Origin of the sequence: Aeromonas encheleia (assembly GCF_900637545.1) — a bacterium.
GTDB lineage: Bacteria > Pseudomonadota > Gammaproteobacteria > Enterobacterales > Aeromonadaceae > Aeromonas > Aeromonas encheleia.
On sequence record NZ_LR134376.1, the window covers coordinates 3,808,465 to 3,827,440 of the forward strand.

At 59.5% G+C, this 18,976-nt stretch carries 20 protein-coding genes; 13 read left to right on the forward strand and 7 right to left on the reverse strand.

The window, feature by feature from the left end; all coding sequences use genetic code 11:
• The first annotated feature begins 20 nt into the window (after nt 1–20).
• The 11 genes from EL255_RS17545 to EL255_RS17605 all read left to right on the forward strand — a co-directional run bounded on the left by EL255_RS17545 (nt 21) and on the right by EL255_RS17605 (nt 8,867).
• The gene (locus EL255_RS17545; RefSeq protein ID WP_042653000.1) at nt 21–563 is read left to right on the forward strand and encodes a YtfJ family protein; all 543 of its coding nucleotides are present in this window, start codon (nt 21–23) and stop codon (nt 561–563) included.
• Between the two features lie 44 nt (nt 564–607).
• Nucleotides 608–889, forward strand: a complete 282-nt coding sequence (locus EL255_RS17550; protein ID WP_042653001.1) for a hypothetical protein — start codon at nt 608–610, stop codon at nt 887–889.
• A 48-nt stretch (nt 890–937) separates the two neighbouring features.
• A complete protein-coding gene (locus EL255_RS17555) occupies nt 938–1,510 on the forward strand; it encodes a DUF2796 domain-containing protein (RefSeq protein ID WP_042653002.1) in 573 nt (190 codons plus the stop codon).
• Between the two features lie 4 nt (nt 1,511–1,514).
• A complete protein-coding gene (locus EL255_RS17560) occupies nt 1,515–2,201 on the forward strand; it encodes an ABC transporter ATP-binding protein (RefSeq protein ID WP_042653003.1) in 687 nt (228 codons plus the stop codon).
• A gap of 76 nt (nt 2,202–2,277) precedes the next feature.
• Complete coding sequence (locus EL255_RS17565; protein WP_042653004.1) at nt 2,278–3,525, forward strand: ABC transporter permease; 1,248 nt, start codon at nt 2,278–2,280, stop codon at nt 3,523–3,525.
• Nucleotides 3,526–3,764: 239 nt separating this feature from the next.
• Nucleotides 3,765–4,244: a DUF3299 domain-containing protein gene (locus tag EL255_RS17570; protein WP_082029992.1), complete on the forward strand. Its 480-nt coding sequence runs from the start codon at nt 3,765–3,767 to the stop codon at nt 4,242–4,244.
• Between the two features lie 216 nt (nt 4,245–4,460).
• Nucleotides 4,461–5,312, forward strand: coding sequence for a TIGR03899 family protein (locus EL255_RS17575; protein WP_042653005.1), 852 nt, complete (start codon nt 4,461–4,463; stop codon nt 5,310–5,312).
• Between the two features lie 772 nt (nt 5,313–6,084).
• The gene (locus EL255_RS17585) at nt 6,085–6,432 is read left to right on the forward strand and encodes a hypothetical protein (protein WP_042653006.1); all 348 of its coding nucleotides are present in this window, start codon (nt 6,085–6,087) and stop codon (nt 6,430–6,432) included.
• A 147-nt stretch (nt 6,433–6,579) separates the two neighbouring features.
• On the forward strand, nt 6,580–7,530 hold the full coding sequence (locus tag EL255_RS17590) for an alpha/beta hydrolase family protein (RefSeq protein WP_042653007.1): 951 nt from the start codon (nt 6,580–6,582) through the stop codon (nt 7,528–7,530).
• Nucleotides 7,531–7,684: 154 nt separating this feature from the next.
• Nucleotides 7,685–8,116 carry a nuclear transport factor 2 family protein gene (locus tag EL255_RS17595; RefSeq protein ID WP_042653008.1) on the forward strand — a complete coding sequence of 144 codons (432 nt, stop codon included), beginning with the start codon at nt 7,685–7,687 and terminating at the stop codon, nt 8,114–8,116.
• A 133-nt stretch (nt 8,117–8,249) separates the two neighbouring features.
• On the forward strand, nt 8,250–8,867 hold the full coding sequence (locus EL255_RS17605) for a nucleotidyltransferase domain-containing protein (protein WP_084228317.1): 618 nt from the start codon (nt 8,250–8,252) through the stop codon (nt 8,865–8,867).
• A gap of 418 nt (nt 8,868–9,285) precedes the next feature.
• Here EL255_RS17605 and cysC read toward each other — a convergent pair whose 3' ends face one another.
• The 5 genes from cysC to cysG all read right to left on the reverse strand — a co-directional run bounded on the left by cysC (nt 9,286) and on the right by cysG (nt 15,662).
• Complete coding sequence (gene cysC / locus EL255_RS17615) at nt 9,286–9,879, reverse strand: adenylyl-sulfate kinase (RefSeq protein ID WP_042653009.1); 594 nt, start codon at nt 9,877–9,879, stop codon at nt 9,286–9,288.
• Nucleotides 9,880–10,038: 159 nt separating this feature from the next.
• Complete coding sequence (locus EL255_RS17620) at nt 10,039–11,763, reverse strand: SLC13 family permease (protein WP_042653010.1); 1,725 nt, start codon at nt 11,761–11,763, stop codon at nt 10,039–10,041.
• A gap of 4 nt (nt 11,764–11,767) precedes the next feature.
• Nucleotides 11,768–13,198: a sulfate adenylyltransferase subunit CysN gene (gene cysN / locus EL255_RS17625; RefSeq protein ID WP_042653011.1), complete on the reverse strand. Its 1,431-nt coding sequence runs from the start codon at nt 13,196–13,198 to the stop codon at nt 11,768–11,770.
• Nucleotides 13,199–13,220: 22 nt separating this feature from the next.
• Nucleotides 13,221–14,129: a sulfate adenylyltransferase subunit CysD gene (cysD, locus tag EL255_RS17630; RefSeq protein WP_042653012.1), complete on the reverse strand. Its 909-nt coding sequence runs from the start codon at nt 14,127–14,129 to the stop codon at nt 13,221–13,223.
• A 102-nt stretch (nt 14,130–14,231) separates the two neighbouring features.
• Nucleotides 14,232–15,662: a siroheme synthase CysG gene (cysG, locus tag EL255_RS17635; protein ID WP_042653013.1), complete on the reverse strand. Its 1,431-nt coding sequence runs from the start codon at nt 15,660–15,662 to the stop codon at nt 14,232–14,234.
• A gap of 198 nt (nt 15,663–15,860) precedes the next feature.
• Between cysG and EL255_RS17640 the strand changes: the two genes are divergently transcribed.
• Together EL255_RS17640 and EL255_RS17645 are read left to right on the forward strand one after the other, a co-directional pair.
• Nucleotides 15,861–16,784 carry an SPFH domain-containing protein gene (locus tag EL255_RS17640; RefSeq protein ID WP_042653014.1) on the forward strand — a complete coding sequence of 308 codons (924 nt, stop codon included), beginning with the start codon at nt 15,861–15,863 and terminating at the stop codon, nt 16,782–16,784.
• A complete protein-coding gene (locus EL255_RS17645) occupies nt 16,781–17,236 on the forward strand; it encodes an NfeD family protein (protein ID WP_042653015.1) in 456 nt (151 codons plus the stop codon). The genes EL255_RS17640 and EL255_RS17645 overlap by 4 nt, the downstream gene beginning before the upstream one ends.
• Before the next feature lie 91 nt (nt 17,237–17,327).
• Here the strand turns inward: EL255_RS17645 and EL255_RS17650 are convergent, their stop codons facing one another.
• Both EL255_RS17650 and EL255_RS17655 read right to left on the reverse strand, forming a co-directional pair.
• Nucleotides 17,328–17,561, reverse strand: a complete 234-nt coding sequence (locus EL255_RS17650) for a hypothetical protein (protein WP_025328222.1) — start codon at nt 17,559–17,561, stop codon at nt 17,328–17,330.
• Nucleotides 17,562–17,859: 298 nt separating this feature from the next.
• On the reverse strand, nt 17,860–18,909 hold the full coding sequence (locus tag EL255_RS17655) for an oxidoreductase (RefSeq protein ID WP_042653016.1): 1,050 nt from the start codon (nt 18,907–18,909) through the stop codon (nt 17,860–17,862).
• Nucleotides 18,910–18,976: the final 67 nt, after the last annotated feature.

Here is an 18,976-nt window from a genome sequence, read left to right on the forward strand (position 1 = left end):
AACAAAGGAGTGTCATCAGGATGAAACATCTCGTACTTACCCTGGCGCTGCTGCCAGGCCTGGTCATGGCCCACAACATCAAGGAATCTGCCCAGGTACCGCCGGTCAACATCGGTGACAAGGGTGAGCTGGTGCTGCAGGACAAGGCGATAAGCTATCAGCCCTGGCAGAGCAAGGTGCTGGCCGGCAAGGTCTTCTTGATCCAGCACATCGCCGGCCGCTCCAGTGCCAAGGAGTTGAATGCCCCCATGATCGAGGCGATCAAGGCGGCCAAGTTGCCCCATGATCAGTACCAGACCGTCACCATCATCAACAGCAATGACGCCATCTGGGGTACCTCCGGTTTCGTGAAGAGCAGTGCAGAAGACAGCAAGAAGGAGTTCCCCTGGTCCGTCATGGTGCTGGATGCCAAGGGCATGGCCCGCAACGCCTGGGATCTCGCGCCGGAGAGTTCGGCCATCATACTGCTGGATAAAGAGGGCAAGGTGCTGTTCGCCAAAGATGGCCAGCTCGATGCCACCAACATCGCTACCGTGATGGGGCTCATCAAGTCCCATCTCTGAATCAGAGAGTAAGGGCGCTGATGGCGCCCTTTCCATAAGGGTCTATGGGTCGTTTCAAGCTGAAAATCTGGTTGTTGCTGCTGGGCTGGTTGTGGTTGCAACCGGCACTGGCGCAGCATCCGCTGGAAGCGAGCCTGCCTGACCACGGCCACCATTGCCTCATCTGCGCCCTCCATCTGGATGGCAAGCTGGCCCTGACGCCCACTCCTCTTGCCCCTGCCCCGCAGTTTTCTACTTTTCCGCCTGTCATCCCCGGTTTCCCCCTGCTCGGCAGCCCCGCCTCGCCTCACTACAGCATCCGCGCCCCGCCGGCCTCCCATCGTTGAACCAACTGAATATTTCTCTTATTAATTGATGGTTTAAAAGGATAAACGATGAAAGCAGTCACCCTGTTACTGGCGGCCGCCGCCTTCGGCGTACAAGCCAATCACGACGACCATGAGAGCCATGGCCACGGGGCCCACGAGCATGGCCACGGCCACCTCAATCTGGTGCTCGATGGCAACCAGCTGATGATCGAGCTGCAGGCGCCTGCCGCCGATCTGGTGGGCTTCGAGCATGCCGCCAGGAGCGATGAGGAGAAGGCGCAGTACGCCAGGGCGCTGACTAGGCTCCAGCAGCCGGATGCCCTGTTCCGCCTCGATCCTGCCGCCGGTTGCACCCTGACCCGGCAGGAGATCAATGCCGCCAAGGAAGAACACGACCACGCTCATGACCATGAAAAGGCGGACGGCGATCAGGATGAGCACCACCATGATGAGGCGGGTCACGCCGACATGGGCGCCATGTACACCTACACCTGCGAGGCCCCGGCCAAACTCACTGGTCTCGAGGCCACGCTGTTTGCCGTCTATCCGAGCCTGGAGAAGCTGAGCGTGCAGGGCATCTTGCCCAACGGCCAGACCGCGGCCGAGTTGACCCCGTCCGCCTACCAACTGAGCTGGTGACACCATGAAAAACGCCGTGGTTGAGATCCGCGATCTGGCCTTTGCCTGGCCGGGTCACGAGGCCGTACTCGATCTGCCCGCCCTGTGCATCCAGCAGGGGGAGCGGGTCTTCATCAAGGGGCCCTCGGGCTCCGGCAAGTCCACCCTGCTCGGCTTGCTGGCCGGGATCCAGACCGCCAACCACGGCACCCTGGAGGTGCTGGGCCAGCCATTGGCCCAGCTCTCTGGCCGCGCCCGTGATCACTTCCGGGCCGCCAATCTGGGTTACATCTTCCAGCAGTTCAACCTGCTGCCGTTTTTATCCGTGCTGGACAATGTCACCGCCGCCCTCAGCTTCTCGCCCCAGAAGCGAGCCCGCCTGCAAGGGAGCCCAGAGCTGGAGGCACGCCGGCTGCTGGGAGAGCTGCAACTGCCAAACGAGGCGCTGCACAGACCCGTTCATGCCCTCAGCATCGGCCAGCAGCAGCGGGTCGCCGCCGCCCGCGCGCTGATCGGCTCGCCACCTCTGGTGATCGCCGACGAGCCCACCTCGGCCCTCGATACCGACAACAGAGCCGCCTTCATCAAGTTGCTGTTCGAGGAGTGCGACAAGCAGGGCAGCACCCTCATCTTCGTCAGTCACGATCCCTATCTCGAGCCACTCTTCCCCCGGGTAGAGAATCTGCAACAGCTCAACCGGAGGGCCGCATGATGACGCCACATGATCACCGCCGCCCGACCGTATCCGCCCCGGCGGACCAGTCCTCCTCCAGGATCTGGAGGCCGTCATGCTGAAACTTGCCCTGCAGAGCCTCTGGGCCCGTCGCCTCACCGCCGGGCTCACCCTGCTGGCCGTGGCCATCAGCGTCACCCTGCTGCTCGGGGTGGAGCGGGTGCGTATGCAAGCCCGCGAGAGCTTCTCCAATACCGTCTCCGGCACCGATCTCATCGTCGGCGCCCGCTCCGGCCAGGTGAACCTGCTGCTCTACTCGGTATTTCGCATCGGCAACCCCACCAACAACGTCGGCTGGGATACCTATCAGACCATCAAGCAGAGACCGGGAATCGCCTGGACCATTCCCCTCTCCCTCGGCGACTCCCACAAGGGATTCCGGGTGCTCGGCACCAACGGGGACTACTTCCTCCACCTGAAATATGGCCAGCAACAGTCGCTGCAACTGCGTGAGGGGCGGGCCTTCGAGACGCCGTTCGAGGCGGTACTCGGCGCCCAGGTGGCCGAGAAGCTGGGCTATCGACTGAACCAGTCCATCGTCATCGCCCATGGCGCCGGCAACACCTCCTTCAGCCAGCATGACAACCTGCCGTTCAAGGTGGTGGGGATACTGGCACCGACCGGTACCCCCATCGATCGCACCGTGCATGTGCCGCTCGCCGGGATTGAGGCCATTCACCTCGGCTGGGACAGCGGCCGTCACAGCAAGAACGTCACTGCCGAGCAGGCGCTGGCGCAGGATCTCACCCCCAAGACCATCACCGCCTTTATGGTGGGTCTCAGCAATCGAATATTGGCGTTCCAGCTGCAACGGGGCATCAACACCTACCCCGGTGAGCCGCTGATGGCCATTCTGCCGGGCGCCGCCCTGCAGGAGCTGTGGGGTCTGATGAGCGTGGCCGAGACGGCGCTCTCGGTGATCGCCGGCTTCGTGGTGGTGGCGGGCCTCATCGGCATGCTGACCACCCTGTTGGCGGGGCTCAACGAGCGGCGCCGGGAGCTCGCCATACTGCGCTCCCTCGGCGCGGGCCCATCCCACCTGTTCCTGCTGCTGGCGCTGGAGGCGATGGCGCTCACCACGATCGGGATCGTCCTCGGGGTGGCGGTGCTCTACCTGGGACAGGGGCTTGCCACCCCCTGGCTGCTCGGCCACTATGGCCTGCAATTGAGCCTGGGGCTGCCGAGCGCCTATGAGTGGCAGCTGCTGGGGCTGGTCTGGCTGGCCGGCATGGTGATCGGCCTGCTGCCCGCGGCCCGCGCCTACCGCTACAGCCTGAGTGATGGCATGAGTATCCGGATATGAGGATGACGAGGTGGATGAGGCCAATGCTGTGGCTCGCCCGCTACCGGCGGCCCGCGTCCACCATTCGCTACAGCCTGAGTGATGGCATGAGTATCCGGATATGAGGATGACGAGGTGGATGAGGCCAATGCTGTGGCTAGCCCGCTACCGGCGGCCCGCGTCCACCATGCGCTACCGCCTGAGCGATGGCATGAACATTCGCGTCTAGTGACCACACCGGAATAAACACAGAAGGACAGATGATGAAGTGGAAGATAATGGCGCTGCTGGCCAGCCTGCTGGTGCTGCCGGCCCTGGCCGCCGACTACAAGACCATCGACTGGGATATCCTGATCCCGGAAGGTGAAAAACTTCTGCCGCCCCCCCAGGTCAGCCACGATGGCAACCTGGCCTCGGTGCCGCAGCCGGTCGGCGGCGTCAACAAGAAGCTGGATCAGCAGGATGTGCGCATCCCGGGCTTCGTGGTGCCGCTGGAGGGCGACGCCAAGACTATCACCGCCTTCCTGCTGGTGCCCTACTTCGGGGCCTGCATCCACGTGCCGCCCCCGCCCACCAATCAGGTGATCTATGTGAGTTATCCCAAGGGTGCCCCGGTGGATGATCTCTGGGACGCCATCTGGGTGAAGGGCAAGATGCGCACCATCAGCTCCAGCCACGAGATGGCCACCGCCTCCTACTCCATGGATGCAGTCGAAGTCAGCGTCTACGAAGAAGAGTGAGTCCGGCCATAAACCGGCGAAAGTGGTCGGGGCCACGCCAACCAAGCAGTTGTGGCGCTGACCATAGACAACATCGCCATGATGGCCTCCCGCGGGAGGCCATTTTTTATCCTGTGACAGCCCGGTGACGGGCCCCTGCCTGAGGGATTGTTCGCCCGCCCGGTTGGAGTAACATTCAATACCAGCCCTATTCAACCCCTGGATCATGGAGCCAGCATGGCCGATCTGCCGCCCCCCAAGAAAGAGAGTTCCATCCTGAGCAGCCAGGAGCAGACCCTGCGCCTGGCCCGCAGCCGTGGCATAGACGGCATGCTGGCCCGCAACAGCGACAGCACCTTCGAGCAGCGCGCCACCTTCCGCCAGCTGGCGGATCAGGCCGCCCGCCAGCGCAACCTGGAAGCCATCATGGTGATGGCATCCCGCCACTGCGAGGAGACGGCCGCCGGCGGCGAGATGGACAGCGACTGGCTGACCCGCTTCCTGCAACTGGCCGAAGACATCAGCATGGTGCCCATGCAGCAGCTGTGGGGGCGGATCTTCGCCCTGGAGGTGGCGACCCCGGGCCGCTTCTCCATCCGGGCCATCAACACCCTCAAGGAGATGACCCAGCGCGAAGCCCAACTGTTCCAGCGGATCTGCGCCCTCTCCTGTCACTACGAGGGCAGCGACGAGCAGCGCCTGCTGCTGGGCATGCACAAGGGGGCTGGCCTGCTCAGCCGCGCCAAGGTCACCCGCATGGGACTTGGCAAATACCGGGTCCCCTACAGCGCCCTGCTGCTGCTGTGCGATCTCGGCCTGATGCACCGCGGCGAATTGGAATCCGGCCCCCTGCCTGCGGACGGGGTCGAGCTGGCCTTCGGTAACCAGCGCTGGCGCCTGCGCCAGCGCCAGAGCAACCTCACCCTGCTCTATTACCGCCTCACCCCCATAGGCAACGAACTTGCCCTGCTGCTGGAAGAGCCCCCCCTGGAGGAGTACCTGCAGGACTTGAAGACACTGCTCTCCACCAACCTGCAGATAGAGACCCTGATGCTGGCCCCGGCCGGCGAGCCAGATCTCCCCAGCTGATCCCGGCGGGCGCCCTTGGGCTTCTCACTGACAGCCCAGCTGCCGACAAAGGCCATGGGCCCGGTATGGTCACAGATACCGGGCCCATGAGCATGACAAGGTCAGCGTGAGCGCAATCCATTTCTTGATCTTGTCCATAAAACCACCCTATCCCGCTTCCCACACCAGCTCCGTTCGGTAACATAGTCGCTCTAGGTAATGTCTCGTCGGAGTCAGCAATGAGCCAGACCAGAGCAAAACCCCAATTAAATACCAGCAGACTGGAGGCTGTGATTCAGGGGCGGTAGCGTGGTTTTTGTAGGGTGGCGCAGAGCGTAGCAAAGCCCAACAGACGAGCATTATCACGCCAACCAGAGCGGTATAAACATGGATTGGGTCGCTCGGTAATACAAATTTGCAGATACGTTTCGCGGTAAATGTTGGGCTTCACTTCGTTCAGCACCAACCTACGATTTTTAGCCCAACATACGAGATAGGGAATATCTTGGGTTATGAACCCACGGGTTTAACGCTCTCGACAGTAGGCAGTTCTGTGTATCGAGTTGGCGGAAATAAAATTGTTAAATACTGGATTCAGCATGAAAATTAGGGTTTGCATAATCAGCTCGAATTACATCTTGGGCAATTCAGCTAACAAACACCTCAAGAAGGACTGTCAACGCGTGGCGTTTCCAGTTCCATTGAACAGCGATAGCTACATTTATAGTCGTTGAGTTTAGTGGCAGTGCGTTGCCAGCCCCTTGGTGGGCGTTACAAATCACAAGGACGTGTCATGAAAATATTATTTATTGGAGCCGTGTTTTTACTTAGTTCAAGTGCGTTAGCCAACCCATATAAAAGTGAATTTGTTGAGGTAGCATTTCAAATACAAGAAGGCAAGAATACATTTCAACTGGTCTGTCAGCCCAAGCTCACCATGGGGGAGCTGCCCAAAAACTGGGTGGATGCTTGCAATGATATTGGCAAGAAATTTTTGGAGTTAGCTGTCGAAAGCGGAATGAAGGTAGATCCCGTTGACAACGCGTTTGGTTTGGCTGGTGAACTTGCTCAAAAAATGTCGAGTGACTTACCAGATAATGTTGTCCCCACACAAATTATTAGCCGTGAATTTGGTGGTTAATCGCTTATAACAAGGTGCGAGTACCAATAAAAGCCAGACTGGGGCGGTTTTCACTACGCTTCCTCAGCCCTTTATCCATTCAAGAGGAATGAAGGTTTCAGCACCTATTAGCGCACAGCCTTTTTCTCATCACTATTAGGGGATAAGATGCAAATCTGGGCAATATCTTTACTCTTGTTCTTTTTGACATGTTCGGTGAGCGCGAAAGATACCATGACTCGCACTGCGAGCAGGGATGATGGTTCGCCTATCTCCTATTATCTTGTCCAACATGCCCATGACGCAGATACCTTGCTGTTGATCCTGCAAGGCTCTGATTGCAATAGTGTCTTGAAAATAGAGTCCATACTCACCGAGTATAAAAATGTTTGGCCAGAAGCTGATATTTTGCTCATCGAAAAGTACGGCATTGATAATAAATTAAAATACAGTGCTGACACGGCACGCAAGGACTGCCCTGCTCAACACCTTGAAAATGACAGCCCTGCACAACGAGTCGCAGATATTAAGGTGGTGCTCGATATCGTTCGAAAAGATGGGCCATACAAGAAATTTGTCCTCTTGGGCGGCAGTGAAGGTGCTGTTATCGCCAACCTGGTTACCGCAGACGTTGACTATATCGATGCCACTATCGCCTTTAATGGAGGTGGTCGCTGGTTTATCGATGACGTCTCACACAGTATCGCTGCAAAGTATAAAAAACCCGAAGAGGCGAGAAAAGATATCGACGGTTTTACAGGGTTTTCCGAGCATGTTCTTAACAGCAAACCATTTGAGCTTGAAGTTAGTGGGCATGGCTATCATTGGTGGCATCAGATGCTCTCCATCGATCAACTTGATACCCTGAAAAACGTAAAATCCCCTTTGCTGATCGTTCAGGGAGGGAGAGATACCTCGGTATCACCTCAGAAAACTGATAAAATGATGCAACATCTTAAAGACCTTGGGAAAAGTAATATTGAATATCGGCGTTATGAAGAACTCGACCATGGATTGAAAAATAGTGACGGGAAAAGCCTGCGCAAGGAGGTTATCAGCGATATTAATATATGGTTACAGTCCAAGTTAGGCGCCCCGAAGAAGTACAACGTTCACTGATTGAGACTTACTGGTGTCGCATTGATTTAAATTCTTATTTTTTATCACGACTGTCAGAGTGGAAGGGGGTTATAAACAGTGGCACTAATGAGTGAGCACCACCTTCCTTCCAATCACTGCTATACAAAAAACCAATACGGACATAGGAATGGTAATGGAACAAGAAAGTTTAGTTGAGATAGCGATTGAGTATTTCAAGAAAGTAGATGCAGGTGACCCCAGCTATCTTGACCTGTTCTCGGAGAATGTTGACTTTTTCTTCACCAAATTTGGGCAGGCTGAAGGAAAGGATGCATTAGTTGAGTTTGGTAATAGGATTGGTAGCTCACTCACCAGCATCCGGCACGACATAGATGGCTTTAAGATAACGACTGCTGGCAACACTGTGATTGTCGAGGGGCAAGAGGGGGGAGTGATGAGTGATGGCACCTCTTGGCCGGACAATAACATCTCCATGGGGCGGTTTTGTAGTGTATTCGAATTTACTGGAAAACTAATAAGTCGTATGTATGTGTATGTAGACCCCGACTTTCCGAGTAGAGATTTGGAAAGGGTTGCAGTGTTGTCAGGGGAAATTAACGCATAACAAACTGTTCAAAAGCGATTCGCAACGCATGGTATTTTTACTATGCGTTACATTTTGTGTTTGAGCTGGTTTGCAGCGGCATCGACATTGCATTTCTCACACCTTAACAGGGTGTTATATGCTTGGAGGAAAAATGGACGACATCCTAGATTTAGCATTGGAGGATCTGAAAGAAAAATATGCGCCTCATACAATCATTCTTTATGGTTCTCATGCACGCAATGAAGCAACTGAAACGAGTGATATAGACTTAGCGTGTTTCTGTAATCGCCCGGATGAACAGAAAGATGCAAGGTTATTTCACGGTGTTTATCTTGATGTATGGGTTTACCCAACCGCTTTTCTAAACTCAATTCCCAAAGAAGCTCTTCGCTTCGGAGATGGAAAGGTAATTCATGATACACAAGGTTTAGGAAGCGACTACTTAGCTAAAGTGAAACAAAAGCTCGCAGATGGCAAACCGCCAATGTCTGATGCAGATAAGGCACACCTTCAAGAGTGGGTAATGAAAATGCTAGGGCGTGCGCATGATAAAGACTTAGATGGTAATTATCGCCGTACTTGGCTCCAACATGATCTTTTAGAAATATATTTTGAAATTCGTGGGTTGTGGTATTTAGGCTCAAAGAAAAGCTTCAATCATTTACAGCAGCACGACCACCCCACTTTCAGTTTATTTGAAAAGACGTACAAAGATCCGTCAAACCTTGATTTGTTGGCAGCCTTAGCAAAGCAAGTAGTACGCATATAACAAACTGTTTAAGAGTGATTCGCAACATATGGCATTTTTACTATGCGTTGCGTTTAGTGTTTAAGATGGTTTACAGAGACTTTTGTATTGCGTCGCTCACACCTTAACAGGGCGTTATACAAAAGGGTGAGATCGGAATACTGAGGAATTCGCGAGTCAGTTAAAAACCGAATTGGCCCCCTCACCTTTTGAGTGCAGCATAGCGGCCAGATGAGCTACGACCTTCCCTCACGTTAGAACGGGCACGGGTATGAAAAGCCCTGCATGAGATTCGCGGTGCAATTTACAGCGCTATTGCGCCCTGCATCTCAAAAGCGCCCAGCGGATAAATGGCGGCGACAAAGGGAATAGCCGGGTGGAAACAAACGAGGGGGCAAATGCCCCCTCGAAGATCAATGTTCGGTGCTGGCAATCTCTCTCAGTCGAGCAGCCCACGCTGCCGCAGAGCGGTCAGCAACTCATCCACCAAGGCCGCCACAGGTTTACCGGCGTTAAGCAGGTGAATTTCCGGTTGTTCCGGTGCCTCATAGGCGGAGTCGATACCGGTGAAGTTACGGATCTCCCCCGCTCGCGCCTTCTTGTAGAGCCCCTTGGGATCGCGCTCTTCACAGACGGCGAGCGGCGCATCCACAAACACCTCGACAAACTCGTCGGCGCCCAGCAGATTGCGCACCAGCTCCCGCTCGGTGCGAAACGGCGAGATAAAGGCGGTGAGCACGATAAGGCCCGCATCCACCATGAGTTTTGCCACCTCGCCGACCCGGCGGATATTCTCCTGACGGGCGGAGTCGTCAAAGCCGAGATCGCCACAGAGGCCGTGGCGCACGTTGTCCCCATCCAGCAGATAGGTGTGCTTGCCTCGCGCCGCCAGCGCCTGCTCCAGGGCCCCCGCCAGGGTGGATTTGCCCGCCCCCGACAGCCCGGTGAACCAGATCACCAACGGTTTTTGCCCCTTCAGCTCGGCCCGGCTCTCTTTGTCGACGGCATGGGCATGCCACACGATATTGCTCATCCAATACTCCTTGATTGGCGCTCACGCCTCAACACTGAAACTCTCTGGAACCACGGGGAGCCGACTCGGACTGTCAGCCGACAACTTGCTGATGCCATGGTATTGCTCATTCAAACTCCTTGCGAGGCAGCAGGGCCCCAAAACGAAGAGGGTGGCGCCTCAGAATGGAAACAGCAGGGGCACCATGCAGATCACTCCCAGGCTGTAGGCCAGCGACACCGGCAGCGCCAGCTTGAGGTAGTCCGGCATCTTGTAGTTGCCCGCCGCATAGACCATCAGGTTGGTCTGGTAGCCATAGGGCAGTATGAAGCTGGAGCTGGCACCAAACAGCACCGCCAGGATGAACGGCATGGTCGACACGTCCATGCTGAGCGCCAGTTGGTAGCCCATGGGGAAGGCCAGGGCCGCCGCCGCGTTGTTGCTCATCAGCTCGGTCAGCACCAGGGTGAACAGATAGATGCCGATGAAGGCGATGAGCGGGCTGGCGCCGTTGAACTCCCCCATCAGCCAGTCGGCGATGACCCGGGCTAGACCGCTGTGCTCCAGCTGATCGGCGATGGCGAGCGCGCCCCCCACCACCAGCCAGATGTCGAGGGGGAAGCGACGACGGATCTCGTCCAGGGTCAGAATGCGGCTGAACAGCAGCACCACCAGCATCACCAGCAGCCCCTTGAACAGCGGCACCAGCTCGAACACCGACAGCGCCAGCACCCCGAGAAAGCCCAGGATCACGGCGGCACTGCGGCTGCCATCGAGCCGGGTGGAGGCCTCCAGCCCGCTCACCACCACGAACTCCCGCGACAATGACTTGTTGCTGGCAAACTTGGGGCCGGGAGCCAGCAGCAGGGTGTCGCCGGCGTGCAGCTCAATCTGGCCGAGGCCGCCGGTGAGCTGGGTCTCGCCACGGCGCACCGCCAGCACCACCGCATCGAAGTGGGTGCGAAACTCGGCATCCTTGATGGATTGCCCCACCAGTCGCGAGCTGTGGCTGACGATCACCTCCACCAGATGCTGGCCATTGAGCCGGTGCTGGCCGTAGAGATCCAGCCCCTTGAGCTCCTGCAGCACACCGACGCTCTCCACGTCGCCGCAAAACAGCAGCATGTCCCCCTCGTGCAGCTCGTGTTCCGGCTGCACCGGGCAGATCACCTGATCGCCGCGAATGATCTCCGCCAGATAGAGGCTCTTGAGGCTGCGCAGGCCGTTCTCCTTGACGCTGCGCCCGGCCAGCGGCGAGCCGGGGCCCACCTTGGCCTCGAGGAAGTAGCCGGACTCCCGGCTCATCTCGGTGTCCTGCTCCGGCAGGTGGCGCGCGAACAGCAGCACGGCCACCAGACCGGTCAGCAAGGTCCCAGCCCCCACCATGAAGAAGTCGAACATGCCGAGCGGCGGGGCCCCCATCTTGATGAGGAAGCTGTTGACGATGAGGTTGGTGGAGGTGCCGATCAGGGTCAGCACGCCGCCAAAGGTGGCGGCGAAGCACATGGGCAGCAGCAGCCGGGAGGGGGCATGGTTGGGGTTGCGCTTGACGGCCCCCAGCATGGAGGCCACCACGGCGGTGTTGTTGACGAAGGCCGACAGGAAGGCGGTGGAGAACCACACCTTGACCAGCACCTTGTTGAAGGAGCCGGTGCCCACCAGGTTGGCGAACCAGCTCATGACCCGGGTCTTCTCCACCGCCAGCGACACCAGCAGCAACAGCACCAGGGTCAGCAGGGCGCTGTTGGTGTAGCCCGCCACCACGGCGTTGATGTCCGCCAGCCCGCTCAGGTAGGTGATGAGCACGGCGCCCGAGAACAGCAGCGCCGGACGGAGTTTGCCCTGGATCAGCAGGGCCACGAGCGCAGCCAGCAGACCCAGCACCAGGGATTGTTGCCAGGTCATGGGCTTATTCCTTTCCGATGGCGAGGGCTTGCCAGTGCGGGAAGTGCTTGCGCACCAGGGCGTTGAGCTCGATCTCGAACTCGCTGTATTGCCCTGCTCTGCCAGCAAGAGTCACCACCTTCGCGGCCAACCCTTCCACTATCATGCCCGCCCCGACGGTGACGTTGGTCAGCCGGTCGATCAGGATGAAACTGCCGGTGTCGCGGATATCCGTATAGGGATCGTACGCCACCGGGTCGGTCAGGCTCAGCTCGCACAGGCCGATCTCGTTGAGTTTCAGCTCGCTCGCCGCCAGCTCGCCCAACTTATTGATCTCGATGCGATGGCGGATGGCCTCCACCTGACCGCGGCTCTTCTTGGTGGCCAGCTTGACGTCATAGACCCGGCCCGGTTGCAGGGACTCCTCCCCCATCCAGACGATGTGGGCCAGCAGGTTCTGGGTGACCTGAGGTTGGCGTGCGGCATCCACCAGCAGATCGCCGCGACTGATGTCGATCTCGTCGGCGAAGGTGACCGTTATGGCCTGGCCCGGCAGGGCGTAGTCCAGATCCCTATCGAAGGTGACGATACGAGTGACTGTGCTCTGCTTGCCGGACGGCAGCACCGTCAGCCGGTCACCGACCCGCAGGATGCCGGCGGCGAGGGTGCCCGCGAAGCCGCGAAAATCCAGGTTGGGGCGGCTGACATACTGCACCGGCAGGCGCACCGGATGGCGCTCCAGTTCGCGCTCCACCTCGGCATTCTCCAGCAGGGAGAGCAGGGTCTCCCCCTGATACCAGGCCAGCTTGCCGCTCGGGTTGACCACGTTGTCACCGTCCAGCGCCGAGACCGGCACAATCTGGATGTTGTCGACGCTGAGCTTGCTGGCGAACTCCCGATACTCGGCGCTGATGCGCTCGAACACCTGCTGGCTGAACTCCACCAGATCCATCTTGTTGACCGCCACCACAAACTGTTTTATCCCCAGTAAACTGGCGATGAAGCTGTGGCGGCGGGTCTGATCCAGCACCCCCTTGCGAGCATCGATGAGGATGATGGCCAGATCGCAGGTGGAGGCACCGGTCGCCATGTTGCGGGTGTACTGCTCATGGCCCGGGGTGTCGGAGATGATAAATTTGCGCTTGGCGGTCGAGAAATAGCGGTAGGCCACGTCTATGGTGATGCCCTGCTCGCGCTCGGCTTGCAGGCCGTCCACCAGCAGCGCCAGATCGAGTTTCTCGCCGGTGGTGCCGAGCTTCTGGCTGTCGGATTCCAGCGCCTTGAGCTGATCTTCATAGATCTGCTGGGAGTCGTGCAGCAGGCGACCGATGAGGGTGCTCTTGCCGTCGTCCACGCTGCCGCAGGTGAGGAAGCGCAGCAGGCTCTTGTGCTGCTGGGCGTGCAGGTAGGCTTCGATGCCCTGCTCGGTGATGGCGGTCTGAATATGGTTGTTCATTCTGTTAGACATGGCGGACTCCTTAGAAATATCCCTGACGCTTCTTCTGCTCCATGGAGCCGGCCTGATCGTGGTCGATCAATCGTCCCTGCCGCTCGCTCGAGGTGGTCAGCAGCATCTCCTCGATGATCTCCGGCAGGGTGGTGGCATTGGACTCGATGGCCCCGGTCAGCGGGTAGCAGCCGAGGGTGCGGAAACGCACCAGCTCCTGCTTCACCTCGTCTTCCGGGCCTATGGGCATGCGCTCGTCGTCCACCATGATCTTGATGCCGCTGCGCTCCACCACGGGGCGCACGGCGGCGAAGTAGAGCGGCACTATGTCGATGTTTTCCAGATAGATGTATTGCCAGATGTCGAGCTCGGTCCAGTTGGAGAGCGGGAACACCCGGATGCTCTCCCCCTTGTTGACCTGGCCGTTGTAGACCCGCCACAGCTCGGGCCGCTGGTTCTTCGGATCCCAGCGGTGGGACTTGTCACGGAAGGAGTAGACCCGCTCCTTGGCACGGGACTTCTCCTCGTCGCGACGGGCACCACCGAAGGCGGCATCGAAGCCGTACTTGTTGAGCGCCTGCTTTAGCCCCTCGGTCTTCATGATGTCGGTGTGCTTGCCGCTGCCGTGCACGAAGGGGTTGATGTCCATGGCCAGACCGTCCGGGTTCTTGTGGACGATGAGATCCAGCCCGTACTTCTCGGCGGTCTCGTCGCGGAACTTGATCATCTCCTTGAACTTCCAGTTGGTGTCCACATGCAGCAGCGGGAAGGGGATCTTGCCCGGATAGAAGGCCTTGCGCGCCAGGTGCAACATGACGGAGGAGTCCTTGCCGATGGAGTACATCATCACCGGGTTTTCGAATTCGGCAGCCACCTCGCGGATGATGTGGATGCTCTCGGCCTCCAGTTGCTGCAAATGTGTCAGTCTTTCACGATCCATGTCTTGGTCCTCGGTATTGCTGTCACGCCGGGGGCGTGGTTCGGGTTCAGTTCGGTGCCGCCATGGCCGCACCGTCAAATCGATTCGTTTCGCTATGCGGACTCAGGCCAGCTTGACCAGCTTCAGGTCACTGCCGTTGAGGTCGGGGCCGGTCTGCTCGCCACTCCTCTCCCCAAACCAGGCCAGCTGCTGGCGCAGGGCCACCACCTCGCCGATGACGATGAGCGACGGACTCTCGGCCTGAGCGGCCAGGACAGCCAAGTCGGCGAGCGTGCCGGTCAACACCCGCTGGCACGGCTGGGTGCCCCGCTCGATGATGGCAATGGGGGTGGCGGCGCTGCGACCGTGGTTCACCAGTTGCTGCTGGATGTGTTCGGAGCGCATCAGCCCCATGTAGACAACTAAGGTCTGGCTGGTGGCGGCGAGCTGCTGCCAGTCGGGCTCCTTGCCCTCCTGCTGGCAGTGGCCGGTGATGAAGACGGCGCTCTGGGCGTGATCGCGATGGGTCAAGGGGATGCCGGCATAGGCGGTGGCACCGGCGGCGGCCGTGATGCCCGGCACCACTGAGAAGGGGATGCCTTCTGCGGCCAGCACCTCCAGCTCCTCGCCGCCACGGCCGAACATGAAGGGATCGCCCCCCTTGAGCCGCACCACCCGGTTACCCGCCTTGGCGTATTGCACCAGCAGGCGGTTGGTCTCCTCCTGGGGCACGCTGTGGGCGCCGGCCTTCTTGCCGACCGACACCAGGGTCGCATCCCGGCGCACCAGATCCAGGATCTCCGGGGAGACCAGCTGGTCATAGAGCACCACTTCGGCCTGCTGGATCTGTTGCAGCGCCTTGAGGGTCAGCAGGCCAGGATCGCCGGGGCCCGCCCCCACCAGCACCACCTCGCCGACCTCGCTTTGGGCCTTGTCCAGCCCCTCATTGAGCCAGCGTTCGGCACCCTGCCAGTCCTGCTTCTCGATCAAACTGGCGAGGGTGTTGGAGGCGAAGGCCCGCTCCCAGAAGCGACGGCGATCCGAGATGGACGCGAGCAGCTGCTTGGCCTTGCCGCGCACCCGGCCGGAGAGCTCCGCCAGCCCGCCCAGATGGCGGGGCAGCAGACTTTCGAGCCGCTCGCGCAGCAACCGCACCAATACAGGAGCCTTGCCGCCGCTGGAGACGGCGACCATCAGCGGGGATCTGTCTATGATGGAGGGGAAGATGAAGCTGGAACGCACCGGGTCGTCCACCACATTGACGAACAGGCCGAGCCGGTTGGCGCTCTGGTAGACGAGGGCATTGACCTCGAGATCGTCGGTGGCGGCCACCACCAGCTGCTGGCCCGCCAGATGCGCTGGGGTGAAACGCTCGGCAAGGTGGGTGAAGCGGCCGGCAAATTCATGGAAGTCGTGCTCGATCTCGGGGGAGACCAGGGTCAGCCGGGCACCCGCCGCCAGCAGCAGGCGCGCCTTGCGCAGGGCCACCTCGCCCCCGCCCACCAGCAGTACCGGGCGGCCTTCCAACTTGGCAAACATAGGTAAATAATCCATTTCGACCCATTCCTCGGCACACGACGACATCTGGGGCGACTATAGGCAGGCTGCTTATTCCTTCAAAATAATAAAAAATGCTCTTTAATGCGTTTTAGTAATTAGCAAAGCCGTGTCATGGCAAAGCCGAGCGAATGTCCTTGTGGTGTTTCCCACCAGACCCTAGGCTAGTGAAAGTGTTTCATAAGGAGCTTAATAATGAATGAGTCATTGATTGTATTGGGGATCTTCGTATTCCTGGTACTCGCTACCCTGAGTGCCGGCATCAAGATAGTGCCCCAGGGTTACAACTGGACAGTGGAGCGCTTCGGTCGCTACACCCGCACCCTGACCCCCGGTCTCAACCTGCTCATTCCCTATGTGGACAGGGTCGGCCACAAGATCATCATGATGGAGCAGGTGCTGGATATCCCACCGCAGGAGGTGATCTCCCGGGACAACGCCAACGTCACCATAGACGCCATCAGCTTCGTGCAGGTGGTGGATGCCCGCAAGGGCGCCTACGAGGTCAACGACCTGACCAGCGCCATCAGAAACCTCACCATGACCAACATGCGGACCGTGCTGGGCGCCATGGAGCTGGACGAGATGCTCTCCCAGCGCGACACCATCAACGAGAAGCTGCTGCGCACCATGGATGCCGCCACCGCCCCCTGGGGCATCAAGGTAACCCGGATCGAGATCAAGGATGTGCGCCCACCGCTGGCGCTGGTGGAGGCCATGAACGCCCAGATGAAGGCCGAGCGGCAGAAACGGGCCGAGATACTGGAGGCCGAAGGGGTGCGTCAGTCCAAGATCCTGAAGGCGGAAGGCGAGAAGCAGTCCCAGATCCTCAAGGCCGAGGGTGAACGTCAGGCCGCCTTCCTCGCCGCCGAAGCCCGGGAACGCGCCGCCGAGGCGGAGGCCAAGGCGACCAACATGGTCTCCAAAGCCATCGCCGAGGGGGATATGCAGGCCATCAACTACTTCGTGGCCCAGAAATACACAGAGGCACTGGCCCGCATCGGTGAAGGCCCCAACAGCAAGATCATCATGATGCCGCTGGAGGCGGGCAGCCTGATCGGCTCGGTGGCCGGCATGGCCGAACTGTTCAACAAGGATGGCAAGGGCAGCAAATCATGACAGCCCTGCTGGAGGGGCTGACCCACTGGCACTGGCTGGGGCTCGGCTGCGTGCTGCTGGCCATAGAGGTGCTGGGCTCGGTGGGCTTCCTGCTCTGGACCGGCATAGCCGCGCTGGAGGTGGGCTTGTTGCTGCTGCTCTGGCCCTTCGGCTGGCAGGCGCAGCTGCTGCTGTTTGCGGCGCAGTCCCTGCTGACCACCTGGGCCTGGTGGCGCTGGCAGCATCAACGGGATCGCTCGGGGCAAGATGCCGCCGCCCCCATCAACGAGCGGATGCAGAGCTATCTGGGGCGGGAGCTGACCCTGCTGGACGCGGTGGAACAGGGCATGAGCCGGGTCCATCTGGACGACACCGTCTGGACGGTGCGCTGCCCGGTCACGCTGCCGGCGGGCAGCCGGGTCAGGGTGGTGGGGGCCGACTCCCACATCCTGCTGGTCGAGCCGCTGCCCTGATCGCCGCCGCGCTGCCGGCCAGATCGGCTCTTGCCCATAAAAAAACGGGCCCGGCGTTACCGCCGGGCCCGTTTTCAGATGAGGTGCAGGCTTAGTTGGCCTTGGCATCGCTCACTGCAGCTTCCGCCTTGGTGGCTACGTCAGCAGCAGCTTTCTCGACGGTAGCAGAGGCTTCGGAAGCAGCCTTCTCTACGGTAGAAGCAGCTTCGCTAACAGTTGCAGCAACGTCGGCGGCCGGAGTAGCAGCCGGAGCGGCAGCTTCTTCTTTCTGACCACAGGCGGTCAACATCAGACCCAGGATACCGGCTACCAGTACTTTGTTCATGTGCATACCCTCAAAAAAAGTGGAGAGATGGTCTTGATAACCATCACTGTGCGTCCTCACCCCCGGTAAAAGAGCCATACACCGAGGGCCAAGAGGCGCGCGAAATATAGCGCCATATGCCGCCAATGAAAACGCGTATCACAATAATATTTTCTCGTTGCCTGGATGAAAAGAACTACTGCAACGACAACTGTTAATGTAATACGCCACGATTGAGGCGCTCTCCCATGACAAAACAGCGCCATCAGGGCAATTGTTAGCCATCAATTGCCTTTTTATCTCGCCGGTCCGAGCCGACTCAGTCAGACAGCTTCTGACAAATCAGCCGTTTACCCTGGCTATGGCTCTCCTGAGCCAGATCCAGCAGCGCCATCACCGCCAGGGCTTCCGCCGCCGGCACCGGATTGGCCCCCTTGCCGGTGATGGCGGCACAGATACCGCGGTAATAGGCGCCATAGTCACCCGCTTCGCCCGCCACTGCGGTTTGCTGCGGCTGACCATCCAGGATGCGGCTGAGCAGACCCGGCTCGGGATCCCGGCCCCAGTCCGCCAGAGGCGGCCGCAGGCCGAGCTTGAGCTGCTCCTCCTGCACGTCCATGCCGAACTTGATGAAGGAGCCCGTGCTGCCGTGGATCACGAAGCGGGGCATGGTGGCGGACACCAGGCAGCTGCCGTGCAGGATCACCCGCAGCGCGCCATAGCCCAGCACCACGTGGAAGTAGTCATCGCTCAGCGCGCCCGGACGCTGCTGCGCCAGGTCCGCCTGGATCCAGTCTGGCTGACCGAACAGTTGCAGCGACTGATCCAGGATGTGGGGACCGAGATCGAACCACAGACCCGATCCCGGGCCGCCCGCCTCCCGCCAGCGCTGGCGTACCTCGGGACGATAGCGATCGAAGTGGGATTCAAACTGGGCGATCTGCCCCAGTGCCCCCTCCGCCAGCAGGCGGCGCACCGTGAGGAAGTCCCCGTCCCAGCGCCGGTTGTGGAAGATGCTGAGCAGCAACTGTTGTTTATCCGCCAGCGCCACCAGCGCCTCGGCCTCGGCCAGATCCAGGGCGAACGGCTTGTCGATCACCACGTGCTTGCCGGCCAGCAACGCCTTGCGGGCGATGGGGGCATGGGTATCGTTCGGCGTGGCGATCACCACCAGATCGACAGTGCTGTCGGCCAGCACCTCCTCCAGCGAACCCACCAGGCAACCGGGTAACTCGGCCTGCACCTTGGCCGCATCCCGGCTCACCACCCAGCGCAGGGAGAGGCCCGGCGTGCTGGTCAGGAAGGGGGCATGAAAGGTCTGGCCTGCGAAACCATAGCCCACCAGGGCGGCGTTGATTGTCTGACTCATGGGATTCTCCGCTGAACTCTGTCCATTATGATAAGCGTCTGGCGACTGCGCGCCCAAAAAACAAGGG